Here is a 17,545-nt window from a genome sequence, read left to right as displayed (position 1 = left end):
GTCCGAGGAGTCAGATGGAGACCTTGCCGATCAGGGCGGGCAGTTCCGCGAGCCGGACCTCCCGGCAGGCCGCCTCCACGAGCAGGAGCTCAAGGCCGCGCAGGTAACGTTCCATGGCCTCGGGCGGGAGGAAGGCCGTGTCCGCCGTGAGGGAGATCCCGAGCCCGGCGGGCTCGTCGGTCACGTGCAGGCAGAACCGGCAGTTCAGCTGGTCGAGCTTGACGGGCCAGGTCACGGTGGTCTCGTCCAGCAGGGCCCGCGTCGCGGCCTCCTCGTGCTCGACGGCCACGATGCGCGGCTGCTCCGCGAACCGCTGGTCGTTGAAGCAGCAGTACGGATGGATCGTGGTCCCCCGGTCGCCGCTCGCGGACTCGACGACCTTCCGCAGCTCCAACGGGTCGAACCTGGTGTGCTTGTACGCGCGCAGGGACGACGCCCACGCCGAGCGCAGGAGGCCCTCGAAGGTCTCCTCGCCGAGGCCGAGGACGAACAGGCCGTCCTGCGCGAGCGGCGTCACCACGTCCCGGTCGCGCACGTGGAAGCGGTTGCCGACGACGGGCAGCATGGCGCACGTTTCGTGCCCGGTCACCTGGCCCACCATCGCGGCGGCCCCCGCGAGCAGCGCGGTCGTCCCGCTCACGCGGTGCCGGCCGGAGATGACCCGTACGGCGGCGTCCATGGCGCTGGACGTCATCGCCACCCGCCAGAACCTCGGCGCGAGGGGCGGCCCGGCGGGGGTGCCGAACATGGAGGGCGGGATCCGGCGGTACTCCCGGTCCCAGAAGGCCAGCGCCGAGGAGGAGACGCGCGCGCCGGCGGGCGAGTGCTGCTCGCGGGCGAGGTCGAGCGGCTGGCGCGGCGGCGGTCCGGGAACGGCTCCCCGGCGCAGGAGCAGCCGCAGGTCCCGTACGACGACGTCGGCGCCGTGGCCGTCGGCGGCCAGGTGGCAGAAGACGAGCACCACGGCGCGGACGTCACCCTCGCAGGTCACAAGCCCGATCCGCAGCGGCCATTCGGCGCGGTAGTCGAAGGTCGGCCCGGCGAGCCGGTCGCGCAGGTCGCCGGCGGCCCGCTTGAGGTCCGGCGCGGAGGACTCCACGACCTCGGCTTCGAGGACCCCGGAGCCCGCCACGTCCTGCCACACTTCGCCGCCGACGTCGCGGAGCCTCGTACGCAGGGACTCGTGGCGGGCGACGAGCTTCGCCAGCGCGTCCAGCACGTCCTGTGGCGGGCGCGGTGAGATCGCGACGACCCGGCCGAAGTTGAAGTAGTGGTCGCTCGGCATCGTGCGGCACATGGCGAGCCAGATCGACCGCTGGCCCCAGGTGAGCGGGGCGGTCCCCGAACGCTCGCCCTCGAACGCGAACTCCATCCTCATCCGCTCACCGGCCGCGCGGACAGGACGCCGAGGATGTGGCCCACCAGGGAATCCAGGGAGTCGAGGAAGTCCACGTCGCCACCGAGGTCGATCTCCACGCCGAGCTCCTCCTCGATCGCGTCGAGCAGCCGCAGGGTCGTCAGCGAGGTCACGCCGAGCGCCGTGAACGATCCGCCCGACCGGAGGACCTCCTCCGAGGTGATCTCCCCGTCGGAGGCGACCGCCACCATGCCGGCGACGCGCCGCCTCATCGCGTCGCCTCCGGGGTCGTCCCGCGTCACGCCCGTCATGTCGCCACCGGGGTCGTTCCGCGTCACGTCCGTCATGTCGCCTCCGCTCGGAGAAGCCTGATCGCCTCGACCACGCCGTCGATGGTGGGGCTGTCGAAGAAGACGTCCAGATCGACGTCCACGCCGAGGTGCTTGCGGATGCGGCCGGCGATCTGCGTCACGGTCAGCGAGTGGCCGCCGAGGTCGAACAGGTCCTCGTCCGGGCGGATGCCGTCGATCCTCAGCACCTCCTCCCAGATGCGGGTGACGTCGGCGACCAGGGGATCGGCCTCGGCCGGTGGCGGGGACGCCTCCTCGGTTCGCGAGGGCGGATCGGGGAGGGCCGCGCGGTCGAGCTTCCGCGCCGGTGTCAGCGGCAGGCGGTCGAGGTGGACGAAGACTCCCGGCACCATGACGCCCGGAAGGCCCCGCGCCAGATGCTCCCGCAGGGCCGCCGTCTCCGGCGGGACGCCCGCGTCCGGCCCGGTCTTCGGCACGACGTAGGCGACCAGGCGCTGGTCGTCGGGGCGCAGGACCACGGCGGCCTCGGCGACGAGCGGATGCGCGAGCAGCCTGGCCTCGATCTCGCCCAACTCCACGCGGTGCCCGCGGATCTTGACCTGGCCGTCCGCCCTGCCGAGGAACTCGATGAGCCCGTCCGGCCGCCTCCTGCCGAGGTCCCCTGTGCGGTAGAGGCGCGAGCCCGGCGGCCCGTACGGGTCGGCGACGAAACGCTCGGCCGTCAGCGCCGGGCGGTCCAGGTACCCGCGTGCCACCCCCGCTCCCCCGACGCAGATCTCGCCCGGCACCCCCGCCGGTACGGGCGCCAGCCGCTCGCCGAGGAGGTGGACGCGGGTGTTGGCGAGCGGGACGCCGATCGTGACCTCGTCCGGCTCCTCGGGGATCTCGGCGATCGCCGACCACACCGTGGTCTCGGTCGGGCCGTACACGTTCACCAGGCGGCCCACCCGTCCGCGAAGCTCGCGTGCCAGCGGCAGCGGCAGGGGTTCGCCTCCGCTGAGGGCAACGAGGCCCGGCTCGTCCAGGCCCGCGTCCAGCAGGAGCCGCCAGCTCGACGGGGTCGCCTGGACGTGGGAGACGGAACGGTCCCTGATCAGACGGCGCAGCGCGGCGCCGTCCCTCGTGCTCGCCTCCGGCACGACGACGACCCGCCCGCCCGTGATGAGCGGCAGCAGGAGCTCCAGCGCCGAGATGTCGAACGCCAGGGTGGTCAGCCCGAGCCACACGTCGCCGTCGCCCGCCCCGAGCTCGTCGCGCATCGCCAGCAGCAGGTTGGTCAGCGAGCGGTGCTCCACCTCGACGCCCTTGGGGCGGCCGGTGGACCCGGAGGTGTAGATGACGTACGCGAGGTCGCCGGGCGCAGGGGGCTCGGGCCGTACGGCCGCGACGGGCCACGACGCCAGATCGCCGAGCTCCAGCACCGGGACCGTCCCCCAGGGGAGGTCCGGGATCCCGGTGACGCAGGGCGGGTCGGTGAGCCGCTCGCGCCCGAGGACCAGCGCGGCCCCCGCGTCCCGCAGGACGAAGGCGAGCCGCTCCTCGGGGTACCCCGGGTCGAGCGGGAGGTAGGCGCCGCCCGCCTTGAGCACGGCGAGCACGGCGGCGACCATCTCCGGCGAGCGTTCCAGGTGGATCGCGACCAGCGTGCCGGGACCCGTCCCGCGCTCGCGCAGCAGCCCGGCCAGCCGGTCGGCCGCCGCGTCCAGCTCGGCGTAGGTCACCTCGCGCTCGCCGCAGACGACGGCGACGGCGTCCGGGGTCGCCTTGGCGCGCTCCTCGAACAGCCGGGTCACGGTGACGTCCGGTACGGGCCGGTCCGTGGCGTTCCACCCGGGAAGCGCCCGCCACTCGTCCGGGGTGAGGATCGGCAGGTCGGCCAGGCGCAGGCCGGGGTCGGCGGTGACGCCGTCGACGAGGGTGCGGAGGTGGCCCGCGAGCGCCTCCACGGTGCCGGGGGCGACGGCGTCCGGGCTGAACTGGAAGCCCAGGGCGAGCCCGCCGGAGGAGTCGACCGCCTGGAGGTGCAGCGTGTTGCGGGCGGCGCCGCTGAACACCGTCCAGTCGACGGTGACGTCCAGGCCGGGAAAGACAGGGTCGGGGTCGCGTTCGCGGTAGCTGAGCGAGACGGGGGCGAGCGCGGCGCGCGGCGAGAGGCCGCCGACGGCCTGGGTGAGGGGCACCCGGCGGAACCGGTACAACTGCCGCAGCTCATCGCGGACGGACCGGGCGAACTCGGCGAACGGCATGTCGAGCGCGGGCCGGGTCACGACCGGGAGCTCGTTCACGAACAGGCCCGCCTGGTCGCGGGCCTGTGGGGTCCGGGTGGACACGTCGACCGCGACGACGACCTGCTCGTTGCCGTACCGGCGCAGCAGCGCGTGCAGGCAGGCGAGCAGGAACTCGAAGCCGGTCACCCCGAGGGAGGTGGCGGCGGGGGCGATGTCGTCCAGGACGACCTCGATCACCTGCCCCGGCTCCGCCGCCCGTACGGCGCGCGCGGGGCCGGGCAGGATCGGCTGCGGCGGGTCCGTCCAGCGCTGCCGCCAGAAGGCGGCGGCCTCGTCGCGGAGCGCGGCGACCTCCTCGCGCTCGCTCTCGACGTGCTCGCCGTAGGAGTGCGCGAGCTCGGGCAGCCCGGCGGGCGTTCCGGTGACGCGCTCCCGGTAGCAGGCGGCGAGGTCGCGTACCAGGACGTCCTTGGACATGCCGTCGAAGACCAGGTGGTGGGCGGTGAAGACGACCTGGTGACGCACCGGGCTCAGCGTGATGATCGCGAAGCCCGCCAGGGGCCCCCGCGTGAGGTCGAAGGGCCGCTCGACGTGCGCACGTACGGCCTCACCGGACTGGCCGGCGAGCACGACGGACGGGGGGACCTCGGCGGGGACGAGGCGAAGGTCCCCGTCCACCTCGGCCGGCACGGTGCCGAGCAGGGGGTGGCGGGCCAGGACGGCCTCACACGCGTCGCGCATCGCCGCCACGTCGAGGCCGCCCTCGAACGTCATGACCAGGGGCATGCGGTACGCGGAGCCGGCCGCGCCCGTCCGCTCGGTGATCCAGATCCCGTGCTGGGCGGGCGAGGCGGGGAGATGGGTGTCAAGGGGAGTCCGCTGCATCGTCGCCTTCCGGGGTGGCGAGGAGGGTACGCAGCTCGCGCTTGAGTACCTTCCCCGCGGTGTTCTTGGGCAGGGACGGGAGAACCGTCCATCGGGTCGGCAGTTCGTGGTTGGCGAGCCGGCCCGTGAGGAAGGCGCGCAGCTCGACGGGTGTGGTGTCGTGGCGGCAGACGAGGGCCGCCGCGACGGCCGAACCCATCACCGGATGCGGCACCCCGAACACGGCGGCCTCGACCACCGCCGGGTGCTCGTGCAGCGCGGCCTCGACGCGCAGGGTCGAGATCTTGAACGCGCCGGACTTGACGATGTCGCTCTCCCTGTCGAGCAGATAGAGGTACCCGTCGTCGTCCAGGTAGCCGATGTCGCCCATGCGCACCCATCCGTCGCGGAACACCGCGCCGGGGGCGTCGCGGTCCCGGTGGTAGCCACGCGGCGCGGCCGGTGAGCGCAGCCAGACCTCCCCGGCCGTCCCCGGCGGGACGGGGCCCTCACCGCCCGAGATCATGAGCGAACCGCCGGACGCCGGGCGGCCCACCGAGTGAGGGCGCTCGGGATCGAAGACCATGGTCGTCTGGGCGGGGGCGGCCTCGGTCGAGGTGTAGTAGTTCACGATCGTCGCCCGAGGGAACGCCTCCGTCAGCGCGACGGCGACGGACGGGGCCAGCGCCGCCGCCGTCGATCCAAGCAGCAGCACGCTCGACAGGTCGTACTTCTCGGCGACCTTCGCGTTGAGCAGCTCGATCGCCATGGACGGCACGAGGAACACGGTGCCGGCCCGGTAGGACTCGATGAGGCGGGCGAAGCGGGCGGCCGTGAAGCGCGGCAGGGTCAGCGCGCCCGGACGGGCGTCCAGCGTGTTGATCAGCATGGTCTGCGCCGCGTTGGTGCCGATAGGGAAGGCGTGGAGGAAGTGGCGCGAGTGGGCCAGCGGGCGGCGGCGGGCGTCGCGCGAGCAGCCGAAGGTGAGGTTCGCGTGGCTCGCCACCACGCCCTTCGGCTCCCCGGTCGTGCCCGAGGTGTAGAGGATCTGGGCGGGATCGCCCGGCTGGACGGGCACGCCGGCACCCGGGGGCGTGACCGGTCCGTCCGGCCCGGCCAGGTCTGGGAGGGTCACCGTCCAGAGCCCCGAGGGCGGCACGCTCCTGCCGGAGCCGTGGACGGCGCACACGGCGGAGCTGTGCGACAGGAGCCGGTGGAGCTCGGCGGGAGGCAGGCCGGCGGACAGCGGCACGGCGACGCCGCCGGCCCTCTGCGCGGCGCAGTAGGCGATCGCGTAGTCGATCCACTCGTTCTCGCCGAAGACCAGGCCGACCCGGTCACCCGGCCGCAGCTCCCGTTCGAGCAGTCCCCGTGCCGCGGCGTCCGAGCGGCGGTCCCATTCTCCGAACGTCAGCGAGCCGACGCCGTGGACGGTCAGCGCGACCGCGCCGGGGTCGGCCGTGGCGCGAGCGGACAGCAGGCCCGGAACCGTCAGCGTGGCGGACCGGCCGCGAGCCGAGCCCGGTTGTGCGGCACGCACTGTGCACCTCCGAGGAATGGGCGCGTGCGAAACGACGGCGGCGCCCGGGCCGACGCGCCTTGCGTCAAAGGACGACTGTTTCCCCTGGATAAAACGTTTGGCTCCCCGAAGCGCCCGGCCAGTGGGACCCCGAGGCTCGCACCGCGTCACGCGGTCTTTTCGGGTCACGGAGAAACCTGGCTGGGAGCGCTGCCATATTGCTTCCCCCGCCGCCGCCCTGTCAAGGCCGCTTCGGCGGAAACCCCTTGGGCACGGGGTTCTCGCACCGGACGTCCTGCGGCCGGACACTTCGCGGATAAGCGTCGGCGGTTGACAATTCCTATTTCCCGTTCATAGCGTACGGTCCATTGATCAGACCGCTATATGCGCGTTTCCTCGCGCAGCCGCCGAGGCGATATAGCCGCATATCCGCCGACCCCCGAGCCGCCTCTACCGACGAGGAACCGGACCGTGTGAAAGACGGGTTCACCATGCCCGCACCATCGACGCCCGAGGGCCCCGGGGACGGCGTCTCACTGTCGTCCAGCCGCCGGGCCCTGCTCGCACGACGGCTCGCCTACCGGCCGCCCCTCGCGGAGGGCGCGCCGGCCCCGCGGGACGCCCCGGGCCCGGAGGACGCCGCCGCGCCGCCGATCGACGAGTTCCCGCTGTCGGCGGGCCAGGAACGGGTGTGGTTCCTCCAGCGGTTCGACCCCTCCGACGCGTCTTTCAACATCTTCGTCACCGAGCGCCTGCGCGGCCCGCTGGACACCGGCGCCCTCGGTCGCGCGCTGGACGCGATCGTCGCCCGGCACGGCACGCTTCGCACCCGCTTTCGCGGCGAGGGGCGTCCCGTGCAGCAGGTGATGCCCGCGACGCCGCTCCCCGTCGAGCACCTCGACCTCTCGGCCCTCCCCGCCGCCGACCGCGAGAGGCGGGCGCGGGAACTGGTGGCCGAGCGGACGAACCGGCCCTTCGACCTCGGCCGGGCGCCGCTGCTGCGGGTCTCCCTGATCCGCCTGTCCGCCCGGGAACACGTGCTCTGCCTGGTCGTCCATCACATCGTGGCCGACGGATGGTCGCTCACCGTGCTCTACCGCGAGCTGGCCACGCTGTACGAGGCCTTCCGCGAGGGCCTGCCGTCGCCGCTGCCGGAACTCCCCCTCCAGTACGCCGACCACGTGCGCGCTCCTCGCGACGACGAGGCGGCCGGTCTGGCGTACTGGAAGGAACGGCTCGCGGGGCTGCCCACGCTCGACCTGCCGGCCGACCGGCCTCGGCCGGCGGTGAGGACCTCGCGTGGCGACGTCCACGTCCTGCGGGTACCCCTTGAGGTGGCCGAAGGCGTCGAGCGGGTCGCACGCGCGCATCGCTGCACGCCGTTCATGACCCTGCTCGCCGCCTACGAGGTGCTGCTCTGCCGCCACACCGGCCAGGCCGGCTTCGCCGTCGGGACCTCGATCGCCGGCCGCGCCGATCCGGACCTGGAGCCCGTGATCGGGTTCTTCTCCAGCACGCTGGTGCTCCGCGCCGACCTCGACGGGGACCCTTCGTTCGCCGACCTCCTGCGCAGGGTGCGCAAGGACGCGCTGGGCGCCTACGGCCACCAGGCGGTGCCGTTCGAGCGGCTGCTGCCGGAGCTGCGGATCCCCCGGGACCTCAGCCGCACCCCGCTGTTCCAGACGATGTTCATCCAGCAGAACCAGGCCGACACCGGGCACGGGCGGCTGGCGCTCGGCGGCCTTGAGGTGGAGCCCTTCGACCCGGGCTTCCGGTACAGCAAGATGGACCTGTCGGTGGACGTCACCCGTGACGCCGAGGGCCTGTTCGCCGCGTTCACCTACAACACCGACCTGTTCGACGCCCCGGCCATCGCCCGCCTGGCCCGCCGCTACGAGAGGGTGCTGAGGTCGGTCGTGGCGGATCCCGCCGAGCGGGTCTCGCGGCTGTCGTTCCTGCCGCCGGACGAGCGCGAGGAGATCACGCGCGCCTAGCTACCAGTCTTGGGAGATGCCGGACATGCGCCGGAGGTACTCGTCCTCGTCGATCTCCCCGGCGGCGTAGCGCCGCTTGAGGATCTCCTTGGGATTGTCGGCGGCGGGCGGCTCCGCCGTACGCCTCTGCGGGGTCCAGGTCCAGGTGCGCACCAGCACGAGCACGCAGGAGACGATGATGATCAGCCCGAAGAGCAGCAGCAGGGTTTTCACGCCAACCTCCCATTCCCTGCGATCTCGGGGCCCTCGCGCGCTCCCATTCTCGCAGCTTCGCCGACCTTAGCCGGGGCCTCTCCGCGCGACAATCGGTGTGCGGAGCATGCACAATCGTCCCCGAACCTCAAGCGAAGGCGGATCAGGATCGTGACGATCTCCATTCATCAGCAGATCGCCGAGGAGCTCGGCGTGCGTGAGCGCCAGGTGAAGGCCGCCGTCGAGCTGCTCGACGGCGGCGCCACCGTGCCGTTCATCGCCCGCTACCGCAAGGAAGCGACCGAGATGCTCGACGACGCGCAGCTGCGCACGCTCGAAGACCGGTTGCGCTACCTGCGTGAGCTGGAGGAGCGGCGCACGGCGATCCTGGAGTCGATCCGCTCCCAGGGCAAGCTCGACGAGGCGCTCGAAGCGCAGATCATGGCCGCCGACTCCAAGGCGCGCCTGGAGGACATCTACCTCCCTTACAAGCCCAAGCGCCGCACCAAGGCGCAGATCGCCCGTGAGGCGGGGCTGGAGCCGCTGGCCGACGGGCTGCTCGCCGACCCCTCGGTCGACCCGCAGGCGGCAGCCGCCGCCTTCGTCGACGCGGAGAAGGGCGTCGCGGACGCCGCCGCCGCGCTGGAGGGCGCGCGGGCCATCCTGATCGAGCGCTTCGCCGAGGACGCCGACCTCATCGGCGGCCTGCGCGAGCAGATGTGGTCGCGTGGCCGCCTGGTGGCCCGGGTCAGGGACGACAAGCAGGAGGCGGGCGCCAAGTTCTCCGACTACTTCGACTTCGCGGAGCCCTTCACCAAGCTGCCCTCCCACCGCATCCTCGCGATGTTCCGTGGCGAGAAGGAGGAGGTCCTCACCCTCACGCTGGAGCCCGAGGAGGCGCCCGCCGAGGACGGCCCGAGCACCTACGAGCAGCGCATCGCGCGGCGCTTCGACGTCGCCGACCGGGGCAGGCCCGCCGACCGCTGGCTGCTCGACACCGTGCGCTGGGCCTGGCGCACCCGCGTCCTCGTCCACCTCGGCATCGACCTGCGCATGCGCCTGTGGCAGGCCGCCGAGGAGGAGGCGGTGCGCGTGTTCGCCACCAACCTGCGCGACCTGCTGCTCGCCGCGCCCGCGGGCACCCGCCCGACAATGGGCCTCGACCCCGGCCTCCGTACGGGCGTGAAGGTCGCCGTCGTGGACACGACCGGCAAGGTCGTCGCCACCGAGACGATCTACCCGCACGAGCCGAGACGCCGCTGGGACGAGTCGATCGCCGTCCTCGCTCGCCTGGCCCGCGAGCACCACGTCGAGCTGATCGCGATCGGCAACGGCACCGCCTCGCGCGAGACCGACAAGCTCGCCGGCGACCTCATCAAGCAGCAGCCCGACCTCAAGCTCACCAAGATCGTCGTCTCGGAGGCCGGGGCCTCGGTCTACTCGGCCTCCGCCTACGCCTCGCAGGAGCTACCCGGCCTCGACGTGTCGCTGCGCGGCGCGGTGTCCATCGCCCGCAGGCTCCAGGATCCCCTGGCCGAGCTGGTCAAGATCGATCCCAAGTCGATCGGCGTCGGGCAGTACCAGCACGACCTGTCGGAGACCAAGCTCTCACGCTCGCTCGACGCCGTCGTGGAAGACTGCGTGAACGCCGTCGGCGTCGACGTCAACACCGCCTCCGCGCCGCTGCTGACCCGCGTCTCGGGCATCGGCTCCGGGCTCGCCGAGAACATCGTGCTGCACCGCGACGCCAACGGGCCCTTCCGGTCGCGCCGCGCGCTCAAGGACGTGCCCCGGCTCGGCCCGAAGGCGTTCGAGCAGTGCGCCGGCTTCCTGCGCATCCCCGGCGGGGACGACCCCCTCGACTCCTCCAGCGTGCACCCCGAGGCGTACCCGGTGGTGCGGCGCATCATCAGCGCGGCCGGCGGCGACCTGAAGACCCTGATCGGCAACGGCGCCGTGCTGCGCTCGCTCCGGCCCGCCGACTTCGCCGACGACACCTTCGGCCTGCCGACCGTCACCGACATCCTCAAGGAGCTGGAGAAGCCGGGCCGCGACCCGCGACCCGCCTTCAAGGCCGCGACCTTCAAGGAGGGCGTGGACAAGATCTCCGACCTTTCGCCCGGCATGCTGCTGGAGGGCGTCGTCACCAACGTCGCCGCCTTCGGCGCCTTCGTCGACGTCGGCGTGCACCAGGACGGCCTCGTCCACGTGTCCGCCATGTCCAGGACCTTCGTGAAGGACCCGCGTGAGGTCGTGAAGCCGGGCGACATCGTGCGGGTGAAGGTGCTCGACGTCGACATCCCCCGCAAGCGCATCTCCCTCACCCTCCGCCTCGACGACGAGGCCACGGGCCGTACGGGCGACCAGGCCGCGGGCCGTACGGGCGACCAGGCCGGGGGCCGGGGCGGCGGGCAGCCCGCGGGCCGTGCCGGAGGCCGGAACGCCCAGGCGGGGGACGCCGACCGCAGGGGCGGCAAGAAGCCGGGGCCGGGCCAGCGCGGCGGCGGAGGCCAGCCCCGGCAGGACCGGGGCGGTTCGAGCGGCGGCGGCGCGCTCGCGGAGGCCCTCCGCAAGGCCGGCCTCGACAAGGGCCTCAAGTAACCCGATCAGCGACCGTGCCGGGCGCCTGCGAGCCGCGCCCGGCACGGTCTCCGAGGCCGCAGGGAGGACCTGCGTTCGGAAGGCGATGAATCGAACGGATACCCTTCGGCTGTTCGTAAACCGTCAACCGCCCACGTAGGGGAACGTCATGACGCAGGCTCCCGTCAAGGTCACCGTCACCGGCGCCGCCGGCCAGATCGGCTACGCGCTGCTCTTCCGCATCGCCTCAGGCCACCTGCTCGGCCCGGACGTGCCGGTGCGGCTGAGCCTTCTGGAGATCCCGCAGGCCGTCAAGGCCGCCGAGGGCACGGCCATGGAGCTCGACGACTGCGCGTTCCCGCTGCTCCAGGGCATCGACATCAGCGACGACGCCAACGCGGCCTTCGAGGGCGCCAACGTCGCGCTCCTGGTGGGCGCCCGCCCGCGCACCGCCGGCATGGAGCGCGGCGACCTGCTCCAGGCCAACGGCGGCATCTTCGGGCCGCAGGGCAAGGCGATCAACGACCACGCGGCCGACGACGTGCGCGTCCTGGTCGTGGGCAACCCCGCCAACACCAACGCGCTGATCGCGCAGCAGCACGCGCCCGACGTCCCCGCCGAGCGGTTCACCGCGATGACCCGGCTCGACCACAACCGCGCGCTCTCGCAGCTCGCCGCCAAGCTGGACGTCCCCGTGACGGCCATCACCAAGATGACCATCTGGGGCAACCACTCCGCCACGCAGTACCCCGACCTCTACAACGCCGAGGTCAACGGCAAGATCGCGGCCGAGCAGGTCGACGAGGGATGGCTGCGCGACACGTTCATCCCCACGGTCGCCAAGCGCGGCGCCGCGATCATCGAGGCGCGCGGCGCGTCCTCGGCGGCCTCGGCGGCGAACGCGGCCATCGACCACGTCCACGACTGGGTGAACGGCACCCCCGAGGGTGACTGGACCTCCGTGGCGCTCCCGTCCGACGGCTCGTACGGCGTGCCCGAGGGCCTGATCTCGTCGTTCCCCGCCGTCTCCCGCGGGGGCCGCTGGGAGATCGTCCAGGGCGTCTCTCTCAACCAGTTCTCGCGCGAGCGCGTCGACGCCTCGGTGGGCGAGCTGGGCGAGGAGCGCGACGCGGTCAGGCAGCTCGGGCTGATCTGACGGCCGAGGCCATCGGAGCCGTGCCCCGGGATCCGCTCCGATCCCGGGGCGGCACCGCGTCCGCCATCGCGGCCCACGGCGGCCGACAGCCCGATCAGGGCGAGGATCACGACCTCGGTGACCACCACCAGCCGCTGCGTCAGCCCGGCGGGGACGGCGCCGGGGTCGGCCCCGAACATCCGCACGGCATAGGGCAGCAGCACCAGGACCAGGAAGCACGTGGCGGCCAGGCTCAGCCATCGCAGCAGGCGGGCCCGCCCGCCCTCGCGGGAGGCCACCACCAGCCCCGCGGCGGGCATGGCCACGAAGGCGGCGAAGGCGGCGTACCTGTGGATGCCCCCCGACATCGACAGCGACATCCCCGGCCGGTCCGTGGGAAACGCCGCGATCATCAACATGCAACAGCCCCACGCACCCACCAGCGCCACGGTGGCGCGCTCGGCCCCCTGCCGCGACATCTCGATGGCGAACAGCGCGGAGCCCACGGCGAACAGCGTCAGCGAGGCCGCCAGCAGCCACCCGTGGGGATGGAAGGCGTACTCGCTGATCATGCCTCGGAGCGGGTCCAGGTCGGAGCTCACATGGAGGGCGACCATGGAAGCGGCGCCCCCCGCGAGGGCTGCGAACCCGCCGGCCGTCAAACGATTCGTCATACACGTGACTTTGTCGGCCGGCATGACACACAGGCATCGGAGATCGGCCGGATCGAGCCCTGGAGCGCCCCCGAGCCGACCCCGACGCCGGCCTGCCCGGAAGCGGCCTCAGATCAGGGTCGAGCGCATCTCACCAGGGGAGACGACCCCGGAGCGGACCCGGTCGGCGCTCACCGGCTCCCGGCCACGTCCGCGGAGTCGGCGGGGGCCAGCTCGGGCTCGGAGGCGCGCAGCCAGCGGCAGGCGTACGGGTCCAGGTCGATCTTCACCCGGCCGTCCGCGGAGATCTTCTCGGTCCCGTCGACGAGCAGGTCGGTCAGCACCCGGCCGTCGTCGAGGCCGTCGAGGGTGAGCTCGAAGGAGACCTCCTGGCCGGCGAAGTTGTGCAGGGCGACCACGGTCTCCCCGTCGAGGTCCGCGCGATGGGCCAGCACGGACGGCTCCCCCGTGTCCAGCACCGTGTAGTCCCCCCAGGCCAGCTCCGGGCACCCCCGGTACTGCTCGACCAGCTTGGTGATCCACATGAGCAGGGAGTCAGGATCACGGCGCTGGGCGCTGACGTTGACGCGCTCGGGGCCGTACTTGCCCTCGACCAGGGGATTGCGGAACGACTTCGGGTCGGCGGTGGAGAAGCCGCCGTTCCTGTGGGGCGTCCACTGCATCGGCGTCCGTACGGCCTCACGGCCCGCGACCTTCAGGTTCTCCCCCATGCCGATCTCCTCGCCGTAGAAGAGCACGGGCGTGCCCGGCAGGGAGAAGAGCAGGCTGTAGACCATCTTGATCCTGCGCTGGTCGCCGCCGAGCATGGGCGGGAGCCGGCGTCGCAGCCCTCTGCCGTACAGCTGCATGTCCTTGTCGGGTCCGAAGGCCGCGAAGACCTCCTGGCGTTCCGCCTCGGTCAGCTTGTCCAGCGTGAGCTCGTCGTGGTTGCGGACGAACGTGGCCCAGTGGCTGTCCCTCGGGGGCGCCGGGCGTTCCCTGAGGGAGTCGGCGAGCGGGCCCGCCTCGGCTCGGGCGAGCGCGAGGTACATGCGCTGCATGCCGATGAAGTCGAAGCACATCGTGACCTCGTCGCCGAGATCGTTGCCGAAGTACTTCAGCAGGTCGGGGTATTCGAGGTTGACCTCGCCGAGGAGCACGGCACTGCCGTCCCTGCGGTTCATGAACGCCCGCATGTCACGCAGGAATTCGTGTACGTCGGGAAGCTTGCCGTCCTGCCCCTGGCTCGCCGGCTTCCCGGCGTCCTTCTTCTTCGCCGATCGCCCCTTGGCGGCGTCCTCCTTCTTGGAGACGTCCTCCACCAGGAACGGGACGGCGTCGACGCGGAACCCGGAGAGCCCGAGCTCCATCCAGAACCCGAGGATCCTCGCGATCTCGTCGCGCACCTCGGGATTGGCGACGTTGAGGTCGGGCTGGAAGCGGTAGAAGCGGTGGTAGTAGTACTGCTCACTGCCTTTGTCGTACTCCCAGAGGCTCTTCTCCTTGTCGGGGAAGACCACGCCCTTGGGGTCGTCCGGCTCGGGGGTGTCGGACCAGATGTACCAGTCGCGGTAGCGCGAGTCGCGGCTCGACCTCGCGTCCTTGAACCACGGGTGCTCGTCGGAGGTGTGGTTGACGACCAGGTCGGCGATGACGCGGATCCCTCGGTCACGCGCCGTGCGCATGAACTCGACGAACTCCCCGAGCGTGCCCAGCCGGGGGTCCACGCTGTAGAAGTCCGTGATGTCGTATCCGTCGTCACGGTCGGGGCTCGGGAAGAACGGCATCAGCCAGACGCACGTCACTCCGAGCCGTTCGAGGTGGTCGATGTGCTCGGTGGCGCCGCGGAAGTCGCCGATGCCGTCGCCGTCGCCGTCGGCGTAGGTCTCGACGTCGAGGCAGTAGACGACGGCGTTCTTCCACCACAGGTCTGAGGTATGGGTGAGTCTCACCCGCCCGCCTCTACCCCAAGGGACGGCAAACTATCTGCCACGGCCGAGCCGGGGGCGAGAGGTCAGGTAAAAGCTTAGGGCCCGTACCGGTGATGCGGTACGGGCCCAGATGAGAAAGGCTGTCGTCAGATGACGGTAACCTGCTCGGCCTGCGGGCCCTTGGCCCCCTGCACGGTCACGTAGGTGACTCGCTGGTTCTCATCCAGGCTGCGGTAGCCACCGGAGGTGATCGCCGAGTAGTGCACGAACACATCGGCAGTACCGTCGTCCGGAGCGATGAAGCCAAAGCCCTTTTCGGCGTTGAACCACTTGACGGTGCCTTCAGACAACTCTGCTTCTCCTTGTTAGGAGCCTTCACCGTAACGCCAGGTCGGCGGAACGGGGCTGCGTAGCGGACCATACCCTGCATCCACGAAACCGCTGAAGAAGCAGAACGACCGCTGTCAGGAAACTTCCCGCGGGCGCTTTTAAGGAAAAGACGTTCGAGGAAACTACGACTGCAACACGGTCGACCCTACCGGCTGTCCCGCCGAATCACAAACGAATCACGCGTGTCGCGCGCCGCTCGCACATATGCACCTGGGAGACCACAGAAAATACCGATATTTCACTACATAGAGTGACGTGGAGGGGATCGAACCGCGAGGCGTCCGGGCGTGCTCAGGCGTCCTCCCGGAGCACCCGCTGGGCGACGGCGAAGGCCGCGTTCGCCGCGGGCACCCCGCAGTAGATGGCCGTCTGGAGCAGCACTTCCTTGATCTCGTCTGGCGTCAGCCCGTTGCGCAGCGCCGCCCGCACGTGCATGGCCAGCTCGTCCAGGTGGCCGTGGGCGACCAGCGCCGTGAGCGTGACGCAGCTCCGCGTCCTGCGGTCGAGGCCGGGCCGCGTCCAGATCTCCCCCCACGCGTACCGGGTGACGAAGTCCTGGAAGTCGGCCGTGAAGTCGGTGGCGGCGGCCAGGGTCCCCTCGACGTGGACGTCGCCGAGCACCTCGCGCCGCACCTTGATGCCCCTGCCGTGGCCGAGGAACCGCGACATCAGCCCGGACACGACGTCCGCGTGCTCCAGGTTGGCCAGGTGGGCCGCCTCGGCGACCACGACCAGGCGCGCGCTGGGAATGCCCTCGACCAGGATCTCGGCGTGCTCCACGGGGGTCGTCGGGTCCTGGTCGCCCGCGATCACCAGGGTCCGCGCCGTGATCCGCGGCAGCCGGTCGCGCAGGTCGAAGGCGGCGATCGCCTCGCAGGCGAGCGCGTAGGACTCCGGGTCGGCGCCGAGCAGCGTCGTCTGCACCGGCTCGGCCAGCTCCGGGTCGACCCCGAGCGTGAACCACCGGGCGGTCACCAGGCCCGCCAGCCACGCCATGCCCTCGGCGCGTACGCGTGCCGCCCGCTCGTGCCACGGCCCCGGGTCCCCGAACCGCGCCGAGGTGCAGCAGAGCACGAGGTCGGAGATCCGCTCGGGGGCCAGCGCCGCGACCGTCATCGCGACCGCCCCGCCGATGGACACCCCGCCCACCGCGAACCGCTCGGTGTCCGCGAGCGCGAGGACGTCCCTCGCCAGGTCCTCGATGGAGAACTCGCCCTTGGCGGCGGGAGAGGCGCCGTGTCCCGGCAGGTCGTAGCGGAGCACCCGCCACGAACGGCTCAGCTCGGCCACCTGGGCCTCCCACAGGTGCCTCGTGGTGCCGAGCGAAGGCCCGAGCACCAGCAGCGGGCCGTCGTCGGGCCCGGTCACCTCGTAGCGCAGTTCCACGCCGCCTCCCCTCGTCCGCGACCGACCGATCACTCCTCGTGCTCACACGCTCGCGCGATACGCCTCAGGCCTTCTCTGCCTGATCGGAACCGGCGTCGACGGGCGACACCACCTATTTTGCCTGGCTACGATCAGGCGGGTTCCGCGAGGTACCAGCGGGCCTGTCCGTCACCGCGCGTGAGCGAGTCGAGCCGGCGCGGCAGCTCCTTGCGGGAGAACGGATCCCGGGTCGCGTTGCGGATGTGGATGCCGACGGCGTACATGTCCCTGATCTCCATGAGCGTCGGGTAGCCGTGCCACGCGCGCAGGTCGGAACCGTAGGCCCCGGCGAAGTCGTCGACGTCCGCCGCCGTCAGCCCGAACCGCCGCTGCCCGTGGTAGGTGTGCACGAGATCCCACTCACGGGGGCCCACGGCGACGCCGTCCCAGTCGCAGAGCACGGCGTGGCCGTCCTGGCAGCGCAGCAGGTTGTCGATCCACGCGTCCCCGTGCAGCAGCACCGGAGGCTCGGCCGTGTCCAGCTCCGCCCACCGGGTGGTCAGCTCGGCCACGCGGTCGCGCAGCCAGGCCCGCTGGCACGGCGTCAGCACCTCCTTGCGGTGCTCCACCGAGTCGCGCACCTCCGCCAGCGGGTCAGAGAGCCGCTTCAACGGGAACGGCGGCACCGGCAGCCGGTGGAGGCTGCGCAGGATGTCGCCGAGCTGCGTGGTCGTCGGCCTCCCGCTCGCGGGAACGTAGTGCCAGAAGGTCACCACGCGCCCCTCGTACACCAAGGGCTGGTCGCACAGCTCGTCGGCCGGGCGGACCGTCGGGAATCCCTGGTCGGCGAGCCACCGGGCCACGGCCAGCACGACGGGCAGGCGCGTGAGGGCGTCCGGCGCGGTGGCGATGCGGACCACGATCTCGTCGCGGAGCTTGATCGAAGCGGTTGTCGTACTGGATCCACTCCTTGCCGCGCAGGCTGTGCCCGATGGGGGCCCAGACTCTGGCGGCCAGGGCCATGAC

At 71.9% G+C, this 17,545-nt stretch carries 12 protein-coding genes and 1 pseudogene; 3 read left to right on the top strand and 10 right to left on the bottom strand.

Features of this window, described 5'->3' with window-relative positions; all coding sequences use genetic code 11:
• Positions 1-10 precede the first annotated feature (10 nt).
• Genes AB0B89_RS06360 through AB0B89_RS06345 form a run of 4 tightly spaced genes read right to left on the bottom strand, consistent with a single transcriptional unit; the run spans position 11 to position 6,300 of the window.
• Entirely contained in the window at positions 11-1,378 is a 1,368-nt protein-coding gene (locus AB0B89_RS06360; protein WP_358548975.1) for a condensation domain-containing protein, read from the bottom strand.
• On the bottom strand, positions 1,375-1,704 hold the full coding sequence (locus tag AB0B89_RS06355; protein WP_358548973.1) for an acyl carrier protein: 330 nt from the start codon (positions 1,702-1,704) through the stop codon (positions 1,375-1,377). The genes AB0B89_RS06360 and AB0B89_RS06355 overlap by 4 nt, the downstream gene beginning before the upstream one ends.
• Positions 1,701-4,781: an amino acid adenylation domain-containing protein gene (locus AB0B89_RS06350; protein ID WP_358548970.1), complete on the bottom strand. Its 3,081-nt coding sequence runs from the start codon at positions 4,779-4,781 to the stop codon at positions 1,701-1,703. Before AB0B89_RS06350 ends, AB0B89_RS06355 begins: the two co-directional genes overlap by 4 nt.
• Positions 4,762-6,300 carry a class I adenylate-forming enzyme family protein gene (locus AB0B89_RS06345; protein WP_358548968.1) on the bottom strand — a complete coding sequence of 513 codons (1,539 nt, stop codon included), beginning with the start codon at positions 6,298-6,300 and terminating at the stop codon, positions 4,762-4,764. Before AB0B89_RS06345 ends, AB0B89_RS06350 begins: the two co-directional genes overlap by 20 nt.
• A gap of 452 nt (positions 6,301-6,752) precedes the next feature.
• Here AB0B89_RS06345 and AB0B89_RS06340 point away from each other — a divergent pair, with 452 nt between their 5' ends.
• Positions 6,753-8,273: a condensation domain-containing protein gene (locus AB0B89_RS06340; RefSeq protein WP_358548965.1), complete on the top strand. Its 1,521-nt coding sequence runs from the start codon at positions 6,753-6,755 to the stop codon at positions 8,271-8,273.
• Here the strand turns inward: AB0B89_RS06340 and AB0B89_RS06335 are convergent, their stop codons facing one another.
• Positions 8,274-8,486 (bottom strand): SHOCT domain-containing protein, encoded by a 213-nt coding sequence (locus tag AB0B89_RS06335; protein WP_358548963.1) that lies wholly within the window; start codon positions 8,484-8,486, stop codon positions 8,274-8,276.
• 150 nt (positions 8,487-8,636) lie between these two features.
• On the opposite strand from AB0B89_RS06335, the gene AB0B89_RS06330 reads away from it, so the two are divergent.
• Both AB0B89_RS06330 and AB0B89_RS06325 read left to right on the top strand, forming a co-directional pair.
• Positions 8,637-11,066: a Tex family protein gene (locus AB0B89_RS06330; protein ID WP_358548960.1), complete on the top strand. Its 2,430-nt coding sequence runs from the start codon at positions 8,637-8,639 to the stop codon at positions 11,064-11,066.
• A gap of 148 nt (positions 11,067-11,214) precedes the next feature.
• Complete coding sequence (locus tag AB0B89_RS06325) at positions 11,215-12,201, top strand: malate dehydrogenase (protein ID WP_358548958.1); 987 nt, start codon at positions 11,215-11,217, stop codon at positions 12,199-12,201.
• Between the two features lie 98 nt (positions 12,202-12,299).
• Here AB0B89_RS06325 and AB0B89_RS06320 read toward each other — a convergent pair.
• From AB0B89_RS06320 to AB0B89_RS06300, 5 genes and pseudogenes are all read right to left on the bottom strand, one after another.
• Positions 12,300-12,854 (bottom strand): annotated as a pseudogene (locus AB0B89_RS06320) (DUF998 domain-containing protein); the annotation flags it as partial.
• Positions 12,855-13,024: 170 nt separating this feature from the next.
• Complete coding sequence (locus tag AB0B89_RS06315; protein ID WP_358548956.1) at positions 13,025-14,785, bottom strand: alpha-amylase family protein; 1,761 nt, start codon at positions 14,783-14,785, stop codon at positions 13,025-13,027.
• Between the two features lie 125 nt (positions 14,786-14,910).
• Positions 14,911-15,114 carry a cold-shock protein gene (locus AB0B89_RS06310; RefSeq protein ID WP_358548954.1) on the bottom strand — a complete coding sequence of 68 codons (204 nt, stop codon included), beginning with the start codon at positions 15,112-15,114 and terminating at the stop codon, positions 14,911-14,913.
• 331 nt (positions 15,115-15,445) lie between these two features.
• A complete protein-coding gene (gene pcaC, locus AB0B89_RS06305; protein WP_358548952.1) occupies positions 15,446-16,540 on the bottom strand; it encodes a 4-carboxymuconolactone decarboxylase in 1,095 nt (364 codons plus the stop codon).
• A gap of 131 nt (positions 16,541-16,671) precedes the next feature.
• The gene (locus AB0B89_RS06300; RefSeq protein ID WP_358548950.1) at positions 16,672-17,439 is read right to left on the bottom strand and encodes an aminoglycoside phosphotransferase family protein; all 768 of its coding nucleotides are present in this window, start codon (positions 17,437-17,439) and stop codon (positions 16,672-16,674) included.
• Between the last annotated feature and the right edge of the window lie 106 nt (positions 17,440-17,545).

The organism is Sphaerisporangium sp. NPDC049002 (assembly GCF_040649355.1).
Lineage (GTDB): Bacteria > Actinomycetota > Actinomycetes > Streptosporangiales > Streptosporangiaceae > Sphaerisporangium.
Note: the sequence above shows the minus strand (reverse complement) of the source record. Positions and strands in the feature narration are given on the sequence as shown.

Coding starts and splice junctions, on each gene's coding strand:
- AB0B89_RS06360 (WP_358548975.1), bottom strand. CDS start 1,378: ATGAGGATGGAGTTCGCGTTCGAGGGCGAGCGTTCGGGGACCGCCCCG.
- AB0B89_RS06355 (WP_358548973.1), bottom strand. CDS start 1,704: ATGACGGACGTGACGCGGAACGACCCCGGTGGCGACATGACGGGCGTG.
- AB0B89_RS06350 (WP_358548970.1), bottom strand. CDS start 4,781: ATGCAGCGGACTCCCCTTGACACCCATCTCCCCGCCTCGCCCGCCCAG.
- AB0B89_RS06325 (WP_358548958.1), top strand. CDS start 11,215: ATGACGCAGGCTCCCGTCAAGGTCACCGTCACCGGCGCCGCCGGCCAG.